At 52.3% G+C, this 21,997-nt stretch carries 23 protein-coding genes and 1 pseudogene; 18 read left to right on the top strand and 6 right to left on the bottom strand.

Going from position 1 to position 21,997, the window contains the following annotated elements; genetic code table 11:
* Positions 1-941: 941 nt before the first annotated feature.
* The 4 genes from RBR25_RS15250 to RBR25_RS15235 form a co-directional block, all read right to left on the bottom strand.
* Positions 942-1,886: a replication initiator protein A gene (locus RBR25_RS15250; protein ID WP_432820415.1), complete on the bottom strand. Its 945-nt coding sequence runs from the start codon at positions 1,884-1,886 to the stop codon at positions 942-944.
* A gap of 67 nt (positions 1,887-1,953) precedes the next feature.
* A complete protein-coding gene (locus tag RBR25_RS15245) occupies positions 1,954-3,504 on the bottom strand; it encodes a zinc ribbon domain-containing protein (RefSeq protein WP_432820414.1) in 1,551 nt (516 codons plus the stop codon).
* Between the two features lie 108 nt (positions 3,505-3,612).
* Positions 3,613-3,885, bottom strand: a complete 273-nt coding sequence (locus RBR25_RS15240) for a hypothetical protein (RefSeq protein ID WP_432820413.1) — start codon at positions 3,883-3,885, stop codon at positions 3,613-3,615.
* 268 nt (positions 3,886-4,153) lie between these two features.
* Entirely contained in the window at positions 4,154-4,411 is a 258-nt protein-coding gene (locus RBR25_RS15235) for a hypothetical protein (RefSeq protein ID WP_432820412.1), read from the bottom strand.
* A 202-nt stretch (positions 4,412-4,613) separates the two neighbouring features.
* On the opposite strand from RBR25_RS15235, the gene RBR25_RS15230 reads away from it, so the two are divergent.
* The 16 genes from RBR25_RS15230 to RBR25_RS15155 all read left to right on the top strand — a co-directional run bounded on the left by RBR25_RS15230 (position 4,614) and on the right by RBR25_RS15155 (position 18,800).
* Positions 4,614-5,231 carry a lytic transglycosylase domain-containing protein gene (locus RBR25_RS15230; protein ID WP_432820411.1) on the top strand — a complete coding sequence of 206 codons (618 nt, stop codon included), beginning with the start codon at positions 4,614-4,616 and terminating at the stop codon, positions 5,229-5,231.
* Between the two features lie 46 nt (positions 5,232-5,277).
* Positions 5,278-5,586 carry a hypothetical protein gene (locus RBR25_RS15225; RefSeq protein WP_432820410.1) on the top strand — a complete coding sequence of 103 codons (309 nt, stop codon included), beginning with the start codon at positions 5,278-5,280 and terminating at the stop codon, positions 5,584-5,586.
* Positions 5,583-5,885 (top strand): TrbC/VirB2 family protein, encoded by a 303-nt coding sequence (locus RBR25_RS15220; RefSeq protein WP_432820409.1) that lies wholly within the window; start codon positions 5,583-5,585, stop codon positions 5,883-5,885. Before RBR25_RS15225 ends, RBR25_RS15220 begins: the two co-directional genes overlap by 4 nt.
* Before the next feature lie 2 nt (positions 5,886-5,887).
* On the top strand, positions 5,888-6,202 hold the full coding sequence (locus RBR25_RS15215; RefSeq protein WP_432820408.1) for a type IV secretion system protein VirB3: 315 nt from the start codon (positions 5,888-5,890) through the stop codon (positions 6,200-6,202).
* Complete coding sequence (locus RBR25_RS15210) at positions 6,203-8,638, top strand: VirB4 family type IV secretion/conjugal transfer ATPase (RefSeq protein ID WP_432820407.1); 2,436 nt, start codon at positions 6,203-6,205, stop codon at positions 8,636-8,638.
* Between the two features lie 4 nt (positions 8,639-8,642).
* A complete protein-coding gene (locus RBR25_RS15205; RefSeq protein ID WP_432820406.1) occupies positions 8,643-9,302 on the top strand; it encodes a type IV secretion system protein in 660 nt (219 codons plus the stop codon).
* A gap of 11 nt (positions 9,303-9,313) precedes the next feature.
* On the top strand, positions 9,314-9,547 hold the full coding sequence (locus tag RBR25_RS15200) for an EexN family lipoprotein (RefSeq protein WP_432820405.1): 234 nt from the start codon (positions 9,314-9,316) through the stop codon (positions 9,545-9,547).
* A 2-nt stretch (positions 9,548-9,549) separates the two neighbouring features.
* Positions 9,550-10,554, top strand: coding sequence for a type IV secretion system protein (locus tag RBR25_RS15195; protein WP_432820404.1), 1,005 nt, complete (start codon positions 9,550-9,552; stop codon positions 10,552-10,554).
* A gap of 284 nt (positions 10,555-10,838) precedes the next feature.
* On the top strand, positions 10,839-11,567 hold the full coding sequence (locus RBR25_RS15190) for a virB8 family protein (RefSeq protein ID WP_432820403.1): 729 nt from the start codon (positions 10,839-10,841) through the stop codon (positions 11,565-11,567).
* Complete coding sequence (gene virB9, locus RBR25_RS15185) at positions 11,564-12,418, top strand: P-type conjugative transfer protein VirB9 (RefSeq protein ID WP_432820402.1); 855 nt, start codon at positions 11,564-11,566, stop codon at positions 12,416-12,418. The genes RBR25_RS15190 and virB9 overlap by 4 nt, the downstream gene beginning before the upstream one ends.
* 2 nt (positions 12,419-12,420) lie before the next feature.
* Positions 12,421-13,632 (top strand): type IV secretion system protein VirB10, encoded by a 1,212-nt coding sequence (gene virB10 / locus RBR25_RS15180; protein ID WP_432820401.1) that lies wholly within the window; start codon positions 12,421-12,423, stop codon positions 13,630-13,632.
* Positions 13,610-14,638, top strand: coding sequence for a P-type DNA transfer ATPase VirB11 (gene virB11 / locus RBR25_RS15175; protein ID WP_432820400.1), 1,029 nt, complete (start codon positions 13,610-13,612; stop codon positions 14,636-14,638). Before virB10 ends, virB11 begins: the two co-directional genes overlap by 23 nt.
* Positions 14,604-16,478 (top strand): type IV secretory system conjugative DNA transfer family protein, encoded by a 1,875-nt coding sequence (locus RBR25_RS15170; RefSeq protein WP_432820399.1) that lies wholly within the window; start codon positions 14,604-14,606, stop codon positions 16,476-16,478. Before virB11 ends, RBR25_RS15170 begins: the two co-directional genes overlap by 35 nt.
* A 77-nt stretch (positions 16,479-16,555) precedes the next feature.
* Positions 16,556-16,879, top strand: a complete 324-nt coding sequence (locus RBR25_RS15165; RefSeq protein ID WP_432820398.1) for a TrbM/KikA/MpfK family conjugal transfer protein — start codon at positions 16,556-16,558, stop codon at positions 16,877-16,879.
* Positions 16,880-16,902: 23 nt separating this feature from the next.
* Positions 16,903-18,066 (top strand): LPD7 domain-containing protein, encoded by a 1,164-nt coding sequence (locus RBR25_RS15160; RefSeq protein WP_432820397.1) that lies wholly within the window; start codon positions 16,903-16,905, stop codon positions 18,064-18,066.
* A gap of 5 nt (positions 18,067-18,071) precedes the next feature.
* Positions 18,072-18,800: a hypothetical protein gene (locus RBR25_RS15155; protein ID WP_432820396.1), complete on the top strand. Its 729-nt coding sequence runs from the start codon at positions 18,072-18,074 to the stop codon at positions 18,798-18,800.
* Positions 18,801-18,818: 18 nt separating this feature from the next.
* Here the strand turns inward: RBR25_RS15155 and RBR25_RS15150 are convergent, their stop codons facing one another.
* Together RBR25_RS15150 and RBR25_RS15145 are read right to left on the bottom strand one after the other, a co-directional pair.
* Positions 18,819-19,610 carry a hypothetical protein gene (locus RBR25_RS15150; RefSeq protein ID WP_432820395.1) on the bottom strand — a complete coding sequence of 264 codons (792 nt, stop codon included), beginning with the start codon at positions 19,608-19,610 and terminating at the stop codon, positions 18,819-18,821.
* Between the two features lie 68 nt (positions 19,611-19,678).
* Positions 19,679-20,170, bottom strand: a complete 492-nt coding sequence (locus RBR25_RS15145) for a thermonuclease family protein (protein ID WP_432820394.1) — start codon at positions 20,168-20,170, stop codon at positions 19,679-19,681.
* Between the two features lie 266 nt (positions 20,171-20,436).
* Between RBR25_RS15145 and RBR25_RS15140 the strand changes: the two genes are divergently transcribed.
* Positions 20,437-21,573 (top strand): DNA cytosine methyltransferase, encoded by a 1,137-nt coding sequence (locus RBR25_RS15140; RefSeq protein WP_432820393.1) that lies wholly within the window; start codon positions 20,437-20,439, stop codon positions 21,571-21,573.
* 14 nt (positions 21,574-21,587) lie between these two features.
* Positions 21,588-21,869 (top strand): annotated as a pseudogene (locus RBR25_RS15135) (GIY-YIG nuclease family protein); the annotation flags it as partial.
* Positions 21,870-21,997: the final 128 nt, after the last annotated feature.

Raw genomic sequence — 21,997 nt, 5'->3', positions numbered from 1 at the left:
GCCTCCGGCGCTAGCCGTGGCGCGTAGCTGCTCTAGTGTCATGCTGTGCATGGTGCGCTCCTTTATCAATCAAGACTACTTTCAAGCATTAATTGTACATGATTGATAGGAAACCTGCAAGGTTGTCGGGATCGGGAAGAGGACGTTTTTTCGGCACAAGACCAATGCCACCGGGCCGGGCTCTTTGGCAGAGTGAAAATTTCGTACGTACGAAATTTTTCCCGGACCTATGGAAAAACCGGGCTTCAGATTTGCCCTGGAATCGATTTTTTTGGGGCAGGGTAGGGAAGTCACGGGCTCGGATTCAAGGAAAATCGAAAGATCGCCGGTTCAATGACGTTGGATGTTTGATCTGACCAAAACCGGTGAAACCTTCATCGATCCTTTAAATGCCGCCTTCAAGGTTTTGATTTTTTCAATTTCTGCCTGTGGCCGTAGGCCACGTTTAGGCCAAATATATGGTTTTTGAGGGTTTAGGGGTTCAAAGTGTTGCCTGCGCCCGAGTAGGGCGCGTTTAGGCCATTTTTCACGGTGTTTAAAGATGTGTTTAAAGGTTTTAAGTGCTTAAAAGCGTTTGCTCCAAAAAATGGCTTGCAAACACTCGAAATTATTATTGAATTTCAATCACCCTGTCAGCCAAATAGTCTTTTTGCGTCAGTCAATTAGTCTTTTTTTCTGTGGATAGCGTCAGCCAATTAGTCTTTTTGTGTCAGCCAAATAGTCTTTTTTCTGCTCCTGTGGATAAACCGTCAGCCAAATAGTCTAAAATACTGAAAATATTTTCTTCCGATTGCTAACCCCCTGTAATTCCTACCCTTGCCAATCTTCTTTTTCGCCTTCCGTCTTCATCCAATCAAAATTAGACCTTTTGACAAACGCTTTGCGCAAAAAAGACTATTTGGCTGACACCCTGGAAAGCCCCAAAAAACGGTGCGGGAGGGTCAAAACAAAGCCGCCTCTTGCTCCAGGGCTCGGTTATTCAGGAAGTCTGAGCTGCGAGCAAACACCACCATGTCTTTTTCGGCATCGAAGCACATAACGTAATCCAAAAGATCGCACATCCCCTCATCAGGGCTTTTGAGGAGTTCACGGACCTGATAGCGGAACATGCGTAGAGAAGTGGTGCTTCCTGACTTGTCTTTTAGGGTTTGAAGATACATGCCTTGCCCTTCCTTTTCCCTGACGTGGAAGCGGGCTATCTCGTATATCCGGCGCTTTAGGGGGGATTCGATCTTGTAGTAGTCGGGATGGTAGGTGAGGACCCCCCATGACTGGACCATTTGCACAACCCAGGGCCGGATTTGCACGTACAATTTCCCGTGGTGCCCTTTGATTTTCTTGGGCATGACGAAGTCGCCGATGAAGGAGAAGTTGCCGATAAAGGCTTCGTCGCCGATTTTAAGATCGACCTCGTACTGAGTGCCTTTCAGCCGTTGCAGGCGGTTTTTGAGGGTGTCCCGAAAACTGGCTGTTGCGGAGCCTTCCCCGCCGGTCGTGATTTGATAAAGATCGGTGGTGTTGATCGCTACCCAGTCTATCGGGGATTTGTCGCCCTTGGAAAGGGAATGACCGGCGTTTTTTCCTGCCGCCATTTGGCTGATGATGTAGGTCAGAACCTTTTTGTCGTCGATGTTGGCAATGCCGAGAAACGACGGGGTAATGCGGATGGGATTGCCGCCAGGGACGTTGATAACGCGCGGTTCCATGTCCGGCCGGATGGTTTGCAAGGTGAAAAGCGGGTGCTGGCCGGAGTGCTGGTCCCCCTTGATCGGCGGCGGCGGGTCGATGAATTTAGCATCAAAAAGTTCAAGCTGGCCGCTTGCAAGGGCTGTTTCGATGTTGCTGACGGCAACAGCTTTTTTCCCTTTTTTGACTTTGTTTAACAAGACGCCCTGTTCCTTTCAATGTGAGTGAATGTGCTCACGGTACATTGAGCGTTCGTTTCGCTCTTTGCTAGGCCGCCGGGTTCACGGCGGCTGCTCGGCCGCCTCCCCGCTTTCCCGTGGTGCGTGGGGATGAAGATCCGGTCTTCATCACGAGGCCGCCGGTGGATGCGGTCGGCCCTACGGCATCTAAAGTCCTGCCCGGAACAGTCGCGCCCGAACGCTGCGCTTCCAACCGGCGTGCGAACTCCGCCATCAGAAAGGTTTTGACTTCACGGTAAGGCGTGTACCGCGTGATCCGGGGATCATCCTTCCTGTGGAGGTAGTTGATGGCGGCCACCTGGTCGGCATGACCCCCGTATCCGCAATGCAGACACAGAAACCGATCTCCGGCGCGATTCTTACGATCCACAAATCCGCACCTCGGACAGGTTTGAGAACCATACGCTGGGTTGACCTGCTCATGGCGGGAACCTCCCGCCAACACCTTGTATTCCAGACGGTCCTGCAAGACGCCCTTGGTCCAGGCCGACAGTTTCCGATTCAAGCATCTCGGCCGGTCGAAGGTAAATGCGTGCCGCAGATCCTCGCTGACCACCCGCGCCGGTTTCCGCTCCCGCAGAAAGGCGTTGATGCCGCGATTGATGATGTTGGCCAGATGGGACTGCTCCCGGGCGGTCTGCTTTTCCAGCTTGACCCGGCCCAGGTTGTACTTTCTGATCCGGTCGGCCTTGGCGATACGCCCGGCGGCCCGGTGCTTTTTCTCCAGGGCGTGCAGCCGGTTCCGGGCCTGCCCTTTACGATGCCGGCGGTTGGAGGCCGCCGTGAGAACGGCCCCGAATTCGTTGCCGTAGTCGGTTCCCTGATCGTCGGTCAGAACTTCGGTGTAGCCCAGATCGACGGCGGCAGTGCCGACAAGTTCGGCGGTCTTGGTCTTCAGGGCCTGGGACACATGGACCCGCACCCGGTCGCCATCGATCACCACCCGCAGGTTGCCGCGAATCGCCGCCTGACCCGAGAGGGGGATTGTGACCCGCTTGCCCCGGGTCAGCGACATGATCTTGAGGTATTGCGTGCCGTTCTCGACGAAAACGGTGTAGCAGCCCGCGTCCAGGCAAAAACTCCGGGCGATCCGGACGCGGGGCGGGTTCCCGCGCAGGGAGCGCACGACCTTTCCAAGCGTGCGCGTCAGCCGTTTCAGGGAACCGTCGACGGCAAAGCCGGGAACCGGCAGTTCGCCATGCAGGGCGGCCTCGAACCGCCGATAGTCTTTCAGCAACCAGAACAGATACCGCCGCTGGGGCGCGTCCAGCGAAGTATTCCGGGCGATCCTTCGTCGGGTTTCGACAAAGACGGCCTGCCAGTATTTATCCCAGGTCTCGGCGGCATCCACCAGAGCCAGTTTCCACATCCGCGCCTGAAGACCGGACGCCGGGACGTATCCGGCGGCCAGGGCCTCGTTGCGAACCTCCCGATGACGGGAAATCCGGGCTTGGTTTCGCCGAGAGGCGAAGACATCGAGCCAGAACCGCTTCTCCCGCGCATACGCCCGGCAGAGAGTGGAGATCTCTCGCAGCTTCCCTTGATTCACCGGGGGGGTATCGCGCTTGATGGTTCTCATTCAGAAATCTCCAAAATCATGGCGGCTATGTGTTTTCCAAAACCACTTTTGCTCACGAATAACCGGGGCGAACGATGAACCAACTCCTAAACCTAAACGCTGAATCTATTAGCTCGCCTTCTCTCCGGTGGACGATCCCACGGCGATTGACGCGGCCTTGGCCGTATCGATGGCCTCTTTCAAACGCGACTGAAGAAGGTTCAGCAGCTCCGGGGCCTCCATGTCCGTCGTGGTCCGCTCCGGGGCGTAAGCGTCGATGGCCCGGCGCAAAACCTCGGTCGCGGATGTGCCGACGCCGCCCGCCAGTTTTTCCAGTTTTTCGACCTGGCTTCTTGTTATCAGGAATTGCTTTCTAACTAGGCTGTTTGGGTCGCTTTGCATGTGGTGGCTCCTGAAAAGTTTCCCAAAAGATACACATACACATGCGCCTGTGCAATAGGAAATATTTGTTAAAAAATTCTTTTTTTGGCTTGCCTTTCGGACCTCTCTTTTTTATTATCTTCCGACATTAAATTTATTTATTTTGATTATAATTTAATTAATTTTCGGGGTTGGTATTGTCTGCTTTGTTATTGAAAGCTTAGGGATGAGCGAAAGGGAGTGGGCGTAGAGGCAGAAAAAGGGGAGGGGTGTAGGGTTTATTAAGACCTTATTTGTCCTTTTTTTGGAAGGAGCGGACAAGCTCCCGCCTCAATGTGGTCTGGTCACAGACTTCATTAAAATCGAGATTCTTTTTATGTTCGATTGCGATTTCTAGGAGGGCCTGGATAAGCTTCGATCTCGTCAGCTTGTACCCGGTTTTCTCGCGGACCTCGTTTAGAATCTCTTCCTCAGCTTTTTCCAGCAGCATTTCCGGGCAAGACAGCATCGTTCTGACCACAACTCCCGACTTTTTACCTTCGGACATATAATTCTCCCTTACCTTCACAGGAAAAAAAGCATAAAAAAGTATGCAAAAAGTTGTTTACTTTTTAAAAACCCAGGGGTATTCTTTTTATCAAAATTAGATGTTTCTATTAGTCTGAAGATCAAAATGGCCGCTTATGATCCGGTCATTATTGCAGATTCCATGTAATTCTCAAAACTTAAATGAAAACGAGGGACCAACCATGTCTATCACCTTGGCCGTCCTGCTTACCTTAGCCGCGCAATGCGCGCCAAGCGTCCATCCCGAAACTCTCAGCGCGATTGTGGGCCACGAGAGCGGGGGGAATCCCCTGGCTCTGCATGTAAATGGCAGCAATCAACCTGTCCCTCCTCAAAATCGAGAAGAAGCCGTTTCTATTGCCCGGCAACTGATTTCCGAAGGCAAAAGCGTTGACCTGGGTCTTATGCAGATCAACAGCGACAACCTGGAATGGTTGGGCATGAGTATCGAGGATACTTTTGATCCCTGTAAGAACCTCGCCGCCGGCTCTCGAATCCTGGAAGAAAACTATCAACGTGCTCACCGGCAAAAAGGGCAGGAGCAAGTAGCTCTTTATGCCGCTCTATCAGCCTATAACACCGGCAATCAAACGGCTGGAATAAAAAACGGCTACGTTCAAAAAGTTGTCGAAAATTCGACTTACAAGGTTCCGGCGATTTCCGCCGTTGCGGAACTCAAGCCGGAACCAGCGCCGGAATGGGATGTTTTCGGCGGTGAGGAAGTCGCCGATACGCATTGGGACGCATTTTCTTCAACCAATAAAGAGGAGGGGCCTATTGAGAATCGAGTGAATAACTGAAATCTCCGATTGATCTAACGATAACCTTCAACTCAAAAAAATGACCATGAAATTTCCTTCTTATGTGTTTTTCGGCCGAGAGAAATTATCAGACATGCGCATTGATACGATCCTGGAACATGAGCTAATCGACAATCTTGCAAACGAGGCAGTTGATTATCTGCGGGTGGTCCAGGTGGATAAAGGTTTCCGCGTCTATTCAAAGCTGACCTGGAAAGATTCGGAAGTCTTGTTGGTAACGCAACGGAAAACCCCGAAAGAGTGGGTTAGCCTGGATCGCTTGACCCGACACATGAACCATAACTACGGCGATATTTCGCCGGTATTTCTGCATCTAAAGGAGACAACGCAATGAAAAAGAGAGTTCTTTCCCCCGAAGCTACCACACAACTTGTCTTGATCCTGGCTCTGTGCTTGGCCCTGGTGCCGAGTCTCGCCTTTGCCGGTCCTATTGAGGAAGGTGTTGATTGGCTTTTGGACCTGCTGACCAATGGTATTGCCCGGAGCATGGCGATTATCGGCATTGTTGCGCTGGGCTACATGGCCTGGGCCGGAAAGCTGACCTGGGGCCGCGCCGGCCAGTGGATCGGCGGCATTGTGTTGGTGTTCGGCGGCGCCTCGATTGCTGACATCGTGATTGCTGCGGTCTCGTAATCATGGCGACAACCTCGGATACTCTTTTTGCCGGGCTGACGCGCCCCTCGATGGTATGGGGGGTCAGTTATGATGCCGTTATCTTCAACGGCATGTTGACCAGCATCGTGTTTATCGGCAGCGGTAGCATCCTGGGGCTGTTGCTCTGCATTCCGGTTCATGCTGTCTGTTATCTGGTCTGCCTTCATGATCCCCGCGCCTTTCGGTTTTTGTGGCTGTGGCTGCAAACCCGGGGCAAATCGGTGGCTCGGATTTACTGGAAGGCCAGCACGGCAACGCCGTTGCCGAATACCCGCCCTAAAAAGAGGACGTTGTAAATGCCGACTCAGACACGCGCGGCCGTTTGGCCGAAAGAAAATTCCTTGGCTGACTTCATCCCCTATTCGGCTCAGGTGGATCGGCACACGGTCAAGACTTCCGCAGGGGATTACCTGCAAGTGGTGCGCGTCGATGGCTTCGCCCACGAGTCCGCCGACGATCAGGATATTGATATTCATCTGGACCAGCTCAACCAGCTTTTCAAGAACATCGCCGGGCCGGATGTGGCTCTCTGGACCCATATTGTCCGCATGGAGGAGAACACCTTTCCCGATGGCGAGTTTGATTCTGGTTTCGCCTCGGACCTTAACGGCAAATACCGCGCTCACCTGGAAAAAACCCGGATGATGGTCAATAAGCTCTACCTGTCGGTGATTTATCGGCCTCATCCGGTCCAGGTGACGCGACTGTTCGCCAAGCTCGACAAGAAACGGCCCGCTTGGGAATTGGAAGACGATCAGCGTGCGGCGCTGGAGCGGATCAACGAGGTTGCCGCGATAGCGGTGCAAAGCCTGGACAAATACAGCCCGCACCGGCTCGGCTGCTATGACCGGAACGGGGTGCTTTATTCCGAGGTCTTGGAGTTTTTGGGGTATTTGGTCAATGCCGATTGGCAGCCTTTTCCCCTGCCTCGCGCCCCGCTGGCTCATGCCCTGCCTACGTCTCGCCCGTTTTTCGGCAAGGATGTCTTTGAGGTCCGCACCCCGACCGAAGAAGTTTTCGGGGCCATGCTGGCCATTAAGGAGTACCCGGAATCGACGGAGCCGGGGCTTTTGAATGCTTTGCTCTCTTCGCCGTTTCCAATGGTTTTGACGCAATCCTTTACCTTTCTCAGTCGCCCGGTGGCGCTGGAAATGCTCAAGCGCCAACAGGCCCGGATGATAAACGCCGGGGATCTGGCCGAGTCTCAAATCCAGGCGATTACCGACGCCCTGGACGATATTACCGCCGGGCGCTACGTCATGGGTGAACATCACCTGACCTTGAATGTCTTCGCACCTTCCCCGGCGGCCTTGAAGAATAACTTGACCGCCGCCCGGGCGGTCCTGGCCGATTGCGGGATGGTGATAGCCCGCGAGGATTTAGCTATGGAGGCAGCCTATTGGGCACAACTGCCGGGAAATTTCCGGTTCAGGCCGCGCCCGGCGCCGATCACGTCCCGCAACCTGGCGGGATTCGCTTCGCTGCATAACTATCCCTCGGGCCGCCGCCAGCGGAATCAATGGGGTCCGGCGGTCACGCTTCTGAAAACCAGCTCCGGCGCTCCCTATTACTTCAACTTCCATGAGCCGACCGACAAGGTTCTGAGGGAGAAGAAAGAGGATCGAGGGAGGGCAGGGGAGGAGTCGGGAAAAGATGAACAAAAGGCTCTGGCAAATACCGTGATTATCGGTCCTTCAGGGTCGGGAAAGACTGTTGTTCAAGGGTTCATGATGGCTCAGTCTCAGAAGTTCAAACCAACCATGTTTATTTTCGACAAAGACCGGGGCCTTGAAATCTTTGTCCGGGCCATGAGCGGGGTTTATTCCCCGCTGGAAAACGGAGTGCCTACGGGGTTCAACCCGTTCCAGCTTCCGGCAACGCCGCAAAACATCCTGTTCCTTGAAGCTCTCGTAAAAAAATTAATCTCCGGCGGTAGCATTGGAGTCCAGGAAGAGAAGGAAATTTCCGACGCGGTGCGCGGGGTGATGACCGGACTGCAACCCGCTGGCCGCCGCCTTTCAAGTCTGTTGGCCTTTATGGATCAGACCAACCCGGAAGGCGCAGGGGCTCGGTTGCGCCGCTGGTGTGCCGGGGGGCCGTTGGGATGGGTGTTCGACAACGAAGCCGACAATCTGGATTTCACGGGCCGGCGGATGTTCGGTTTCGATGTGACGGCCTTCCTGGATGATGCGGAGATTCGGACACCGATAATCATGTACCTGTTTCACCGGATGGAAAGCCTCATCGATGGCCGCCGGTTTATCTGCTTCATGGATGAGTTTTGGAAACTGCTTCTGGATGAACAATTTGAAGACTTGGCCCAAAACAAACTGAAGGTTATCCGCAAGCAAAACGGGTTCCTGGTCTTCGGCACTCAGAGTGCCGCCGATGTTTTGAAGTCGAAAATATCCCATTCCATTATCGAACAATGCGCCACCATGATTTTCATGCCGAACCCGAAGGCCGGTATTAAAGATTATGTTGACGGGTTCAAGCTCACAAACCGGGAGTTTCAGATTATTCGCGAGGAAATGTTACCTGGATCGCGGCGGTTCCTGATTAAGCAAGGACATAGCAGCGTTGTGGCTGAACTGAATTTGCAGGGGTTTGATAACGAGTTGGCGGTGATTTCCGGGACCACGGACAATGTAGGGCTGGTGTCGAAAATCACAGAGAGGGTGGGGGATGATCCGGCGGTTTGGCTGCCGCTTTTCCATGCTCAAAGGAGGTAGGGAAATGAAGAATGGGGTGGGTTTTATCGGTGGGCTGGTCCTGATTGCTTTCCTTGTTGCGCCCGTTTCCGTCAGGGCCTCGGGGATCCCCGTTATCGACATTGCGGGGCTTATGCAGTCGATCCAGCAGGTGATTCACATGATTGAGCAAGTGAACCAGCTTAAAGAACAGGTTGAGACGGCGAAAAGCCAACTGGAAACCGCCGAAAAAGACCTGGAACGCATGTCGAGTGTACGGGGCATGGGCGGCATTATCGATTCCGCCTACGATAACGATCTGGATATTGATTACGAGGATATTTTACGGGCCGCGAATATAAAAACGGCGGATGACTACGGGCTGTCCGGGCGCACGGCGACGATCTACAACGACAAGAACCGGGCCGCTGCTCAATGGAAAGGGCGGTCTGACAAGTTCTTGAATCAGGCGGTTGAACGATTCAATGAGCTAAGAAAGCTGGTGGTCAAGGTCAATCAAGCCCCGGATGCAAAGGATATTCTGGACTTGCAGGGACGGATTCAGGCGGAAGAGACGCTTTTACAAAACGAAATGCTGAAACTGCAAATGATGCAGTCTCAGGCTCAGGCGGAACAGGCTATGAATGAACAACGTGCCCTTCAAATGCATCTACAAATGAAAAACGGAGAAAACACTAGATTTTAGGAGGATTTACAATGTTTAGATTGGGATGTGTGTTTTTCTGCTTCATTGCTTTATCGGGTTGTTTTGAAACAACCGAGACTAAAACAAATTCAGTTTCTTGGTATAAAGAAAATGATTCTGAAAGAAAACAAAAACTTATCGAATGTAACGACAACCCAGGCGAATTAGAGAACACGCCAAATTGTATAAACGCAAAACAGGCCGAGTTGCAGTTGATTTCTAAAGGCAAAACCACTAGGTTTTGATTATGTCTACATTCTACATTTTTAGAGATATATTCGCAAAGTTAGAAACCGCAATGGGGACATATATTGTCTCAACAGCAACAGATGTTATTAATTTCATTACTCCAATATTTAATAATCTATTGATTATCTACATTGCGCTTTGGGGGATCGCGCACATAAGAGGGACAATACAGGAGCCATTAAAAGATGGTTTTGGAAGAATCATAAAAATAGTTTTTATAATTGCGTTGGCTCTTAATGTTGGTCTGTATTGTGGACGAATTGCAAACTTTTTGTATGGGGCACCAGACCAAATAAGCGGAGTAATTACCGGTGTGTCTCCTACAACGGCAATGCTAGATGAATTAATAAGCAAAGGCTTTGATCTTGGGTGGACGGCCTGGGAAAAGGGTGGATTGCTCAGTAATTTTGGATTGCTAATAATTGCAATTATCATATGGGCCGCCTCTATTATAGTAGTTGGGTATGCTGGTTTTCTGCTTATTTTTTCCAAAATCGCTATTGTTATTCTGTTAGCTATCGGCCCAATTTTTATAATTATGATTCTATTTCAAGCAACACAACGCTTTTTTGAAATGTGGTTAGGTCAGGTAATAAACTATGCAATTCTAGTCGTGTTAGCTGTCGCCTTAATTGATCTACTTTTAACCTTATTCGGTCTTATCTTGAATAGTATGATTGCCAGTAGTGCGGCCTCTGGAATTAGTTTGGAAGATTCAGTAGCTTTAGTCATAGCAGCCGTAATCAATTTTCTAATCCTCCGACAAGTGCCCCAAATTGCCATGGCGCTTGGTGGTGGGGTTGCCCTAGCCACTCAAGGGCTGATGGGAGCGGCCTTTAGAAAAATCAATCCCGCCTCAACGATGATGGCCACTCGACCGACCAACATTGCTCGGAGTGCTCGGGGGGTCCAGAGGGACATTAAAACACTCGGCGCACCTGGGCGGGCTGCCGGGAATCTGTATCGCCGCCGCTTCGGCGGGAATAGCGTTTCCGGGCGATAGATCGGAAAGATCCATGCGGTTTCATAGGGCCGGGCTTCACCCCTAATCAAAATGCGTGAAATTGACAATCATTATTAATTAGTTTGAAAGGATACTGACCGTGAAAAAGCTCTTTGTGTTTCTGCTGCTGGCTTTGTGTGCTTGTGCGCCGCGCCCTCCGTGCTGCGACAACAGCCTTTCGGGGATGCGGCCAATCAACCCAAACAGGATCACTGAGGAAGAGGTTGCGACCTGGAGGGCGCAAGCGGATGAGGAAGCGGAACGGCTGCGCCAGGAGAGAGCCTATGTTATGGAAAACTAGAAAAAAGGGGGCTGAGGCTCCGCAAGGGAAGTTGACCCCGGAACAACAGTATTTCCAGGAGGCGACGGCCTGGGAGAATGACCGGGTTCAACGGGCCTCGAAGTCAGAGCGGCGGGCCTGGATCGTCGCCGCCGCTGCGGGCCTCATTGCGATATGTGCCGTTGTGGCGGTGGCGGGTCTGACGCCGTTGAAAACAACGGAGCCTTTTGTGGTCCGGGTTGATAGCAGTACCGGCATTGTCGATGTGATTTCCGCGCTCAAGGAAGATAAGACCAACTACGACGAGGCCGTAAATAAATATTTCCTCTCCAAATATGTCATGGCCCGTGAACACTGGCTTTTCTCAACGTACAAAGAGGACTATCAGACAGTCGGCCTGCTCAGTGACTCCCAAGAACAGAAAAGCTATGCGGTTTATATGAATCCAAGGAACAACCCAAAGTCTCCGTTGAATGTCTTTGGCGAGGCGGCGGAAGTCAAAGTACAGATTAAAAACATCAGCTTCATCAATGATGGCGTGGCCATGGTTCGTTATATCAAGACGGTGGAAAGATCGGGGGAACGAGAAAGACCGACTCATTGGGTGGCGACGGTGCCGTTTACTTATGTTTCCGCGCCGATGAAGGAAAAGGATCGGCTGGTAAACCCGTTGGGATTCCAGGTTGTCGGCGGGTACAGGAATGACCCGGAAACCGTCATGGAGGGACTATGAAATCTCTTGCTCTCATGATCTGTTTGCTTGCCCTCCCTCTGTCTTCTCTAGCTTTGGAAATCCCAAAGGGCGGCCCATACGATGAGCGGGTGAAATTTATTGATTACAACGCCGCCGAGGTTGTCGGGGTGACGGCCCATTACGGGTTTTCGACGCATATCCAGCTTGCCGAAGGCGAGGAAATCAAAAAAATCGGATTGGGCGATAGAACGGCTTGGGACGTGGGGAAGATGGGCAATCATTTGTTTATCAAGCCTGTCGCGGACCAGGCCGCTACCAACATGACGGTTTTGTCGGATAAGCGGGTTTATAACTTCGTCCTCGATGCGCGAAAGCCGGCGCGGAAACAAAAGCTGGAAGAAATGTTTTTCCAGGTGGTGTTTCGCTATCCCGAGGAGGAGGCGCGAAAGGCTGAGGAGGAAGCGAGGCGGGCGGAAGAAGAGGCGCGGAAGGCTGAAAAGCTCGCGCGACAGAAAGCCGACCAGGACGCCTTGCAAGACAAGCTCGACAACCCCGGAAATACCCCGCAGAACTGGAATTATTGGGTGAAAGGGGCGGAAGAGTTGTCTCCAAATGTCGCCTACGATGACCGGCGTTTTACCTATTTGACGTTTGCCAACAACAAGGAAATGCCCGCTGTTTATGTCGAAAATGCCGATGGCTCGGAAAGCCTGGTGAATGTCCACGTCGAGGGGGATGTGATTGCCGTTCACAAGATCGCAAAGAAGCTGGTCCTGCGAAAAGGGAAGCTGGTGGCGTGTGTTTTTAATCGGGCCTATGACCCGGACGGGATTTCCAACACCTCCGGGACCACTGTTCCGGGCGTCAAACGGGTAATCAAGGGGAGCTAGTCATGGATGATCAAAACCGGAACAACTCAACCCCGGAAAATCGTGAGATTGAGGGCGACCGCGGCCTTCCCCCGGTCAACCCGCCTCGGCGCGGCGGCAGCGTTTTGTCCAAGCTGGGCATGGTCGTTGTCGGGATTGCAACGCTCCTGGCTATTTTGGCGGTAAATGGCGTTTTCTCGAAACCCCAGGAAAAGCCGGGACCGGGCCGGGTGGCGGAAGACAAAAAAGAAAATGTGGTCCGCTCGAACCTCCCGGAACTGCTCATGCCGGAACCAGCCGAGAAAAAGGCTCCAGCGCAAACGGAGTTGAAGCCGTTTGAACCGAAAGTGATTCGGACCTCCGATGTTGGTTCGGACTCTTCCCGGGGGTCAAGGCGGGAAGAGCGGGGGAAACAGGAAATGACCCCGGAACAGCGGAAACGGCAAGGGGGATTGTTTGCCGACCTGGGCGGTGATCGGAGCCATGCCCCGGCCCCGACTCAGACGGCGAAAACGGAAGCGCCGTCGATGACGCTCCCCGGTGTTCTCCCCGGTGGCGGGGGGTTCAGCACGGGCCAGGAGGAGGAAGAGGCGAAGAGCAAGCCGCTGGACGATCTGCTTGCCCCGACTGAAATGAATGGAGTTTCGGCTAGTCTGCTCCCTGACCGGAATTTTCTTGTGACGCAAGGGACGTTTATTGATTGCGCCCTGGAAACCGCCATTAGCAGCGATGTTCCCGGCTTTGTCAGTTGCCGCTCGACCCGCGATGTTTACAGCACCAATGGAAGGGTGTTGCTCCTGGAGCGCGGTTCAAAGATTGTCGGCCAATATCAGGGTGGACTCCAGAGGGGGATTGCGCGGATCTTTGCCCTGTGGAGCCGGATCGAAACGCCGACCGGGGTTATTGTGGCGCTGAACTCGCCGGGAACCGATGCTTTGGGGAGGTCCGGCCATGACGGGTACATCGACACGCATTTTTGGGAGAGATTCGGCGGGGCCATTCTGTTGAGCGTGATAGACGATTTTGGGAACTACCTGACCGCCAAGGCCGCCGATAGTGACGGGGTGCAGATAGGCAGTACCACGGGCTCGGCCCAAGAGGCGGGGTCTATCGCCCTGGAAAATTCGATCAATATCCGGCCGACGCTCTACAAGAACCAAGGGGAGCATATCAGCATTTTTGTCGCCCGCGACCTGGATTTCCGGGGGGTTTATGATGTCGCCGCCGCCGAATAGCGCGGGGCCGCTCCTGGAATATTTGGCGCTGTTGCGCCCGTTCCTCGATGACGCGAACAATACCGAAGTCTGTATCAACAAGCCGGGGCAGGTTTTGACTGAAGGGCGCGGTGGATGGGTGACGCACGACACGCCGGAGCTTGATTTTGACCGGTGCTTGCAGCTTGCCAAGCTGATTGCGACGTTTTCACAGCAAAAGCTCGATCCGCAGCATCCGATTGTTTCGGCCACGCTTCCTGATGGGGAGCGGGTTCAGGTGGTCATTCCTCCGGCGGTGCGGAATGGGACGGTGAGCCTGACGATCCGGCGGCCGGCGGATGTGGTGTTGACCTTGGCGGATTATGAGGCGGCGGGATCGTTTGAGGAGGTCCGGGATTATTCGGTGGGCCTCATGCCCCACGAGACAAAGCTACTCGATCTCAAGCAAAACCGCCGATTCCGGGAGTTTTTGGAGTTGGCGGTGACGGAGCGGCAAAACATCATCGTGTCCGGCTCCACCGGTGCGGGAAAAACAACCCTCATGCGCTCCTTGCTCGGCCTGGTGCCGAAGGATGAGCGGTTGCTGAGTATCGAGAATGTCGATGAGTTGAAGCTGTACCAGACGCACCCCAACAGTATTTCCTTGTTTTACAGCGCGGGCGGCCAGGGCGCCGCGAACATCACCCAACAGCATTTGTTGGAAAGCGCCTTGCGGATGAAACCGGACCGGGTGTTTCTGGCCGAGTTGATCCGGGGGGATGAGGCTTTCTATTACCTTCGCAACGTCAACAGCGGCCACCCCGGTTCGATTACCTCGATGCACGCCAACAGCGCAAAATTGGCGATTGAGCAACTGGTTCTGTTTCTCAAGGAGTCCTCCAGCGGGTCCACGATGACCCGCGAGGATATTAAGCAGCTTATTTTTATGTGCGTCGACATCATCGTACAAATCAAGAACATCAACCGGCGGCGCGTCGTTACCGAGGTTTATTATGATCCCGTATTCAAAAGAAAACTCCTGGGGTAAACCGGCCCTGATTCTGGTTGGCGGCCTCGGCTGTGCCGTTCTGTGGCTGTATTTGACCGGGGGGATTTTCTTGCACTTCGGCGGCCAGCGGTTCGCTGACGCGGACCTTTCGACCGCCTATCAATACTGGATTCACTACGGCCATGAGGAGGAAACCCGGCGGTGGCTCGGCACGTCGGCGTTTCTGGCGGGGATTGTGGCGCTGTTGCCGTTGGCTTTTTTCTTCCGCCCGCAAACCCGGTCTTTGTATGGGGATGCGCGGTTTGCGACGGAATCCGAGATTCGGCGGGCCGGGCTGAATGCGGCCAAGGGGATTATCGTCGGCAAGCGTGGGGGCCGCTATCTGGTTTTCGGTGGCCAGCAGCATGTTTTAATGGCTGCCCCTACCCGCTCCGGGAAAGGGGTGGGGATGGTGATTCCCAATCTTTTGAACTGGCCCGATAGTGCCGTGGTCCTGGATGTGAAACAGGAGAATTGGGAGATAACCGCCGGGTTTCGGGCCAAGCATGGGCAAAGGTGTTTTCTCTTCAACCCCGAGGCCCGCGACTACCGGACTCACCGATGGAACCCCCTGCACTACATTTCCAAGGACCGGCATTTTCGGATTACGGATATTCAGGCTATCGGGCAGATGATCTTTCCCGATAATGATCGGGAGGCTCCGATTTGGCAGTCCTCTTCCCGGTCTTTGTTTTTGGGGATTGTTCTTTACCTGCTGGAAACCGAGGGCTTGCCGGTGACGCTGGGGGAAGTGCTGCGCCAGGCCACTACCGGCAACGATAAGCGGTTTGCGACCTTAATCAAGGAGCGACAGGAGAGTGAGGCCCCCCTGTCGCCGGAGTGCGTCGCGGCGCTCAATGATTATCTCAATACCGGCGACACTACCCGCTCCTCGATCCGGAAAACCTTCACAAGTGCCTTGGAGCTTTGGTTTAACCCGGTGGTCGATGCCGCCACCAGCGGGAATGATTTCGACCTGCGGGATTTGCGGAAGAAGCGGATGAGCATCTATGTCGGCATTGCCCCTGGTGCTCTGGATCGCCTGGGGCGGCTGCTGAATCTGTTTTTCCAACAAGTGATTGAACTGAATACCCGTGAATTGCCCGAGAGAAACCCGGGTTTGAAGTTCCAGGTGCTCTTGCTTATGGATGAGTTCGCCGCCATTGGCCGCAACCATACGCTGATAAAGGGTTTGACCTATGTGGCCGGGTATGGGCTGCGGTTGCTGCCGATTGTGCAGAGCCCGGCGCAGATTCGGGATATTTACGGCCAGGAGGCCGCCGAGACGTTTATGGAGAACCACGCATTGCGGGTGTTCTTCGCGCCCAAGGGGAACAAGGACGCTAAGGATATTTCGGAAATGCTCGGGGATACCACCGTCAAGAGCAAGACCAAATCCAGGAACATTGCCGGGAAGGAAAGTAAAAGCGTCAGTATGTCCGACCAGCGGCGGGCGCTGCTGCTTCCGCAAGAGTTGCGCGCCCTGGGCGCGGGGAAGCAGATCATCATTGTGGAGGACTGCCCCCCTATTCTGTGCCGGAAGATCCGCTATTACAGGGAGAAGGTTTTCAAGGCTCGGCTGCTGCCGCCGCCGGAAATGACGTTGATCCAGGTGGAGGACCGGGAGTTTCCGGCGTTCGGGCTGAGTGCGCCGGAAGAGGCTTCCGGGGCCATTGAAAGGGCGGTGACTGCCGAGGATATCGCCCATATTGACCAGCTCGATATTGAAGATTTTTCCTGTGATTTTTCGGCGGTGGAGATTCCGACCGGGGAGATTTCGGACCAGCAAATGAATGAAATCGTGGACCAGTTTTTTAACGGCCTCGATGCGGCCGCTTAGGCTGAAAATTTCGTACGTACGAAATTTGGGGCCGGCCGCCCCCGGGTGCCGGGGGCTAACTGCGAAGGGAGAAAGATATGAAAAAGAGGATTTTGGGGGCTTTGTTGATTTCCGCCGTTGCGGCTCCAGCGTTCGCGCTTGATCCCTGCGCGGCGGTGCTGTGCTTGAGCCAGCGGAAAACCGCGCCCCATGAGTGCCGGGATGAGGTCAAGGATTACTTCAAGATTCGGGTGTACCGGGAGCGGCATTCGAGGACTTACTTTGATCCGGGGGCCACGGCGGCGAAGAGATATAAGAAGGTCATGGACAAGTGCCCCGATGCGGAACAGCGGGACAAAGACAACATCAGCGCCATGTACGGCTCGTTGGAGTATTCGCCGTTTACGTTCTACAAGGATTGAAGATCATTCCGGAAGGATGCCAAATGTCTTCTTATCGGTACGATGTTGTTGAGGAGTTGGGCCGGGAAGAATCGGCGAAAAGCTTTACCGACGCTCAAGAGGCGGGTCGGGCTTTTTATAATGCCGATGTGTCCAAACAGCCCCTTGTGATTCAGACTCAAGGGAACAGCGGGCGGATTATGGCCTCGACCAAAAAGATCGGGTCTTTACAAAACCCCGATTTCTACAAGGGTGTGCCCCTGGATAACCGTCAAGGCCGGGATAGTGAATTTTGGGCCGGGTACTATGCTGAAATGGAGAAAGCCGTTTTCGGCGAGTTGGGCAAGGTTGATTCCCTTGAAAAGCTGTCGCCAAAAGCCCGGAAAGAGCTTGAATTTCTCTATTTGAACAATCCGATAAAAACGGTAAGCACCTGGGAGCAAAAGACTTCTCCGGCGCTGTCTCGTCCCGCTTATTTTGGGAAAACCGTGAAAGAGGTTTTGGAGGAAAAACGGTTGGCGGAGCTTATGGAATCCGCACGGCTTCAAAAGAAAGAATTGGCGGGGAGTTTGAGAAAGTCGCCGGAAGAGAAAAAACAAGGGGAGAACGTAGTCGAAACGCAAACTGCCCTGCCGGAAACTTTTCTTAAAAGATCGGAGATTCCCGAGGGGGTTAAGAAGCGGTATCTCCAGGTGGGGAACCGTTTTTATTTTGAGAAGAACCCGGACCAACTGGCTTTTGAGGACAAGGGGAATAAGCTACATACGAAGTCGAATGGGGTGAATGTTGCGGCGACGCTGGTGGAGATTGCCAACTCACGGGGCTGGACTGAGATTAAGGTGAAGGGGTCCGAGGAGTTCCGCCGGTCGGTGTGGTTGAAGGCCAATGTTCAGGGGATTGAGTGCAAGGGGTATGTGCCCAAGGAGGCGGACCTTGCCACACTGGAAAAGCTGAGTTTGCAAAAGGCTCTGTGGGAGAAAAAGCCGGAGGAGATGGTGAAGGAGTATCCGGGGTTGAGTAATGAGGCGGTGACGTTGAAGTTGGCGGAAAAGGTTTCTCGGCGCTTTCCCAATAAGACGGACCAGAAGCGGTTTATGGCCGGGGTTGTGGATCGGGTTGCCTCCCAGGTGGAACAGGGGCAACCGCTACCGCAAGTCAAGATCCGGGAGCCGAAGCGGGGCCGGGAGAAGTTGGTTCAGGAGCGGTGATTGAAATGCGAAGGTTCATTTTCTTTAAGTTGATATGGCTGGGGCTGTTTCTTCTGCCGGCGGGTACGCTGGGGGATTCCGGGGCCACCATGCCCGCTCAACTGGCGGGCAGGGTGAAGGGTAGCAATGTTCTTATTCTTGGGGAGAAACACGGAAAACCGGAATCGACCGGGTTGTTTGTGACCCTTGTCGATGAAGCAACCCGAGGCGGGGAATGCTTGACTGTGGCTTTGGAAATCAGCTCCGACCAGCAGCCAACGCTTGATCGGGCCATGAACGGTCATGGTTCCATTGCTGAAATAGTGGTAGATCCCGTTATCGATCATCCCGGCTACAGGGAAATGCTTGCCAGGCTTCGCGGGTTGAAGGCCAAAAGGCGGTGTTTGCATGTCGTGGCTATTGATGGGATTCCGGGAACGATTGATCGGGATACCTGGATGGCTGAGGCTTTGGAGCCGCATATCGCCAAGGGGAAGGTGATTTGCCTTCTTGGTCGCCTTCACTCGGCGAAAAAGATTCGGTGGGAGGATGGAAGAGATAGGCCCTTTCTGGCGGAAAGGCTTGTGGCTAAAGGGGTTCTGGTTTGCTCGGTGGTGCAGATTTGGGACGGCAAGGGGAGCGATTTCATCGCTCCCCTTACGCTTGAGGGCGTGGCCGATGCTCTTGATCCGGTAGCGGCCAGGCTGCCGGAGGATGCGCGAGAGTTTGGGGATTATGTGGTGAGGTGGAAGTAGCCAGGCATCCCTACGGAATTACGTCTGACTTCCCTCTGCCGGTATATCAATTTTTTCATGCACGTCGATTATTTTATACAAAGCTGGCCTATCATTGATAGTCTCTACAACCACGTCGACAACATAGGCGTGAATAAAGGGGTTTTCGGCATCGAGTAACATTTTTGCCTTGATCCCGGCATGTGCAAAAATGGCCTTAACTGGCCCCTTTTGTATGCTTTCGATTATGGCTTTATCTCCCGTTGTGCTCTTGGCATCGTTTCTAGCCTGATACCAATGAAGGAGAACTTTTTCCTTGAGGCCAGTTGTCGGCTCTTTCAATGCGCGAATCTCTCGATTTGCTACATTTTGAGCAGCGTTTGCAGCGGGTGAATCAAGATGAACATTGACAACAAGATTACCATTTACAATGGTACTACAGTTGATTTGAGAGGCATTATCTTTAGCAATCGGCTCTATAATGCGGGCTAAGTTTTCGTAGTTCGCTTTTTCAAGATTTGGCTTATTTTCTGATTTCCCAGTTAAATAATCAAAAGCTTTTTTTAAGTAATCGCCAAAACCGATTATCGTATTTGAATTTTCAACAAATGGCAAAGCTATTGCAGATAGTGCGACAAGATCGGCAATTATACTTCCAGACCGTATTTCTTTAATATAGAGTTTGATATCGTCTGCAATAGCCTGTTCTTCTTTCCGCAGAAGGTATCTTCTATATTCATCGGCAAAACTTTGAAAACTTTGGGACAATTCGATTAGTTCAACCGGTTTACTATTATCTATCTCTATAGTTAATTTAGCCAAACCCTCCATCGCAGTCCCTCCAAGTTTATTCGGCTTCACCTATAATAGAAAACATTTCGCTCCTCATACGGCCTCTTTCATCCTTCATTTCTTTTGGTGCGTCTCCACTCCCACGGCGCGATCGGTTGAGGATCGACCCAAAGGCCGCGCCGTGCGGCTCGGGCTTCGTTTTCCAATTCTCCTATGCTCTGGTCGGTGCTGTATTTGCGGAACCACCAGGCGTAGCCGGAGCGGACCAGTTCGCGGTTTAGGCTCTGGCCCTCGGGAAGAAAGACTTCCGCGACCTTCCGGCCATAACGATCTGTGGTTTCGACCTGGACGGTGACGATTTTTTGGGCTGCGAGTTTCAGGGTGTGGCGAGTTGCGGCTTGGCTGAAGGGTTGTTTTTTTTCGGGGCAGTCGATCCCGGCCAATCTGATTTTTTCTGCTTTGCCGCTTACTAAGACCTGGATGGTGTCGCCGTCGGTGACTTTGACAACCCGGCCGCTGAGGGTGGTTGCCTGGGCTGTTGAGGCCAGGAGGAGGATCAGGAACAGGGGGATGAAGGTTTGTAGGGGATTTGATTGCATTGTTAAATTTTGCCAGCGGCGCTGGAAAGTTAGGGGGATGTGGCGATGATGCTAGATCACCCTTCTTTGATTTTTTGTTAATGCCAAAGACAGTGATCGGACCTAATACCCAGCCGACAAAAAGTATAAACTGTCACAATCAAACATTCAGGCAAATTTTGCCTCTTTTGTATTTTAATGTTATATTTAAGTTTAAATTTCCAAACAAAAAACCATAAGATTAAAAATAGATTTAATTGTAATTTCAAATATTTGGAGGTTTTAAAATGCCTACGTTCTACGAATTTTTCGCGGGTGGTGGCATGGCCCGATTGGGCTTAGGTGAAAAATGGAATTGCCTCTTTGCCAATGATATAGATGAAAAAAAGGCAGCCTCATATAAAAGGCATTTTGGACCCGGCCCGTTATGCGTCAAGAGTGTATGCGAGTTGAAAGTTAATGAGTTGCCAGGCCAAGCAAACTTGGCCTGGGCCTCTTTCCCCTGCCAAGACTTATCTCTTGCAGGAAAAGGGGAAGGATTAGATGGAAAAAGAAGCGGGACATTCTGGCCATTTTGGAAACTCATAAATTCTCTTCAGGACGAAGCTAGAGCCCCTCAATTAATTGTTCTTGAAAATGTTTGTGGTGCTATTACATCTAATGGTGGAAAAGATTTTGCTGAAATCGCACGTGTAATAATCAGTATGGGGTATCGTTTTGGAGCTCTAGTAATTGATTCTGTTCATTTTCTCCCCCAATCCAGACCTCGACTTTTCGTGATTGCCGTTGCACCAGGGGTATTGATTCCGCAGGGAATAACGCGAGCAGATCCACATCCAATATGGCACCCAAGAAACCTTATTGAAGCAAAGTTTAAACTTTCTTCGCCCGCCCAAGATAATTGGCTTTGGTGGAACCTCCCCTGCCCGCCGGAACGAGATACCATTTTTGCTGATCTTGTAGAAAACCAACCATCTGGCGTTGAATGGCATTCAAAACTAGAGACTCAGGCCCTTCTCAATATGATGTCCCCTTTGAATCGGGAAAAAATAAAAAAAGCTCAAAAAGGTGGTAGCTTGCGCGTTGGAACGCTTTATAAACGGACACGCGATGGGAAATGCCGCGCAGAGGTTCGCTTTGATGATGTGGCTGGCTGCTTACGCACACCTAGTGGTGGTTCAAGTAGGCAAACAATAATTGTAGTGCAAGGAGAATCTGTCCGGACAAGGCTTATCTCCTCTAGGGAAGCGGCCAGGCTTATGGGGTTACCGGAAAACTATGCTTTGCCAGAGAGCTATAATGAGGCTTACCACTTAGCTGGTGATGGGCTAGTTGTCCCCGCTGTCTCACATTTAGCAACCTGGATTTTAACTCCTATTGCACAAAACTTTATTCAACGTACTCAAGAAGTAGTTGCTGCTTAACGGAGATAGAAGAGATGCCAATACAATCGGCAGATAATCCATTGCCACCTTTTGAAACAAGGGAATTACGAGAAAAATTATCAGAATTTTTAAATCAGAAGATCTTAGATCCTATCACTAACAGAGAAATTGCTATAGGAAATTATAAATTCGGTGTATATGCCTTCTTTGACTATGATGGTGAGCCTATATACGTCGGCCAAACAAATGAAAAACTTCGCACTCGAATAAGGAGACATTTAACGAATCAGAGAACCGATGCTGTTGCAATGAATGTTCTCGATCCTTTTGAAGTTTATCCTGAATCCGTGAGCTCTTCCCCCGTACCTCGGGTTTCCCCTTTCTGAGGGGCGAATTCGGGGGCATGAATTGTGGCGTGAACTAAAAACGGCCTCCTGGGTTCCGCTACATGCGACGATCTTTG

Origin of the sequence: Trichloromonas sp. (assembly GCF_034006665.1) — a bacterium.
Taxonomy (GTDB): Bacteria; Desulfobacterota; Desulfuromonadia; order Desulfuromonadales; family Trichloromonadaceae; genus Trichloromonas.
This window is presented reverse-complemented; position numbering and strand designations above follow the sequence as displayed.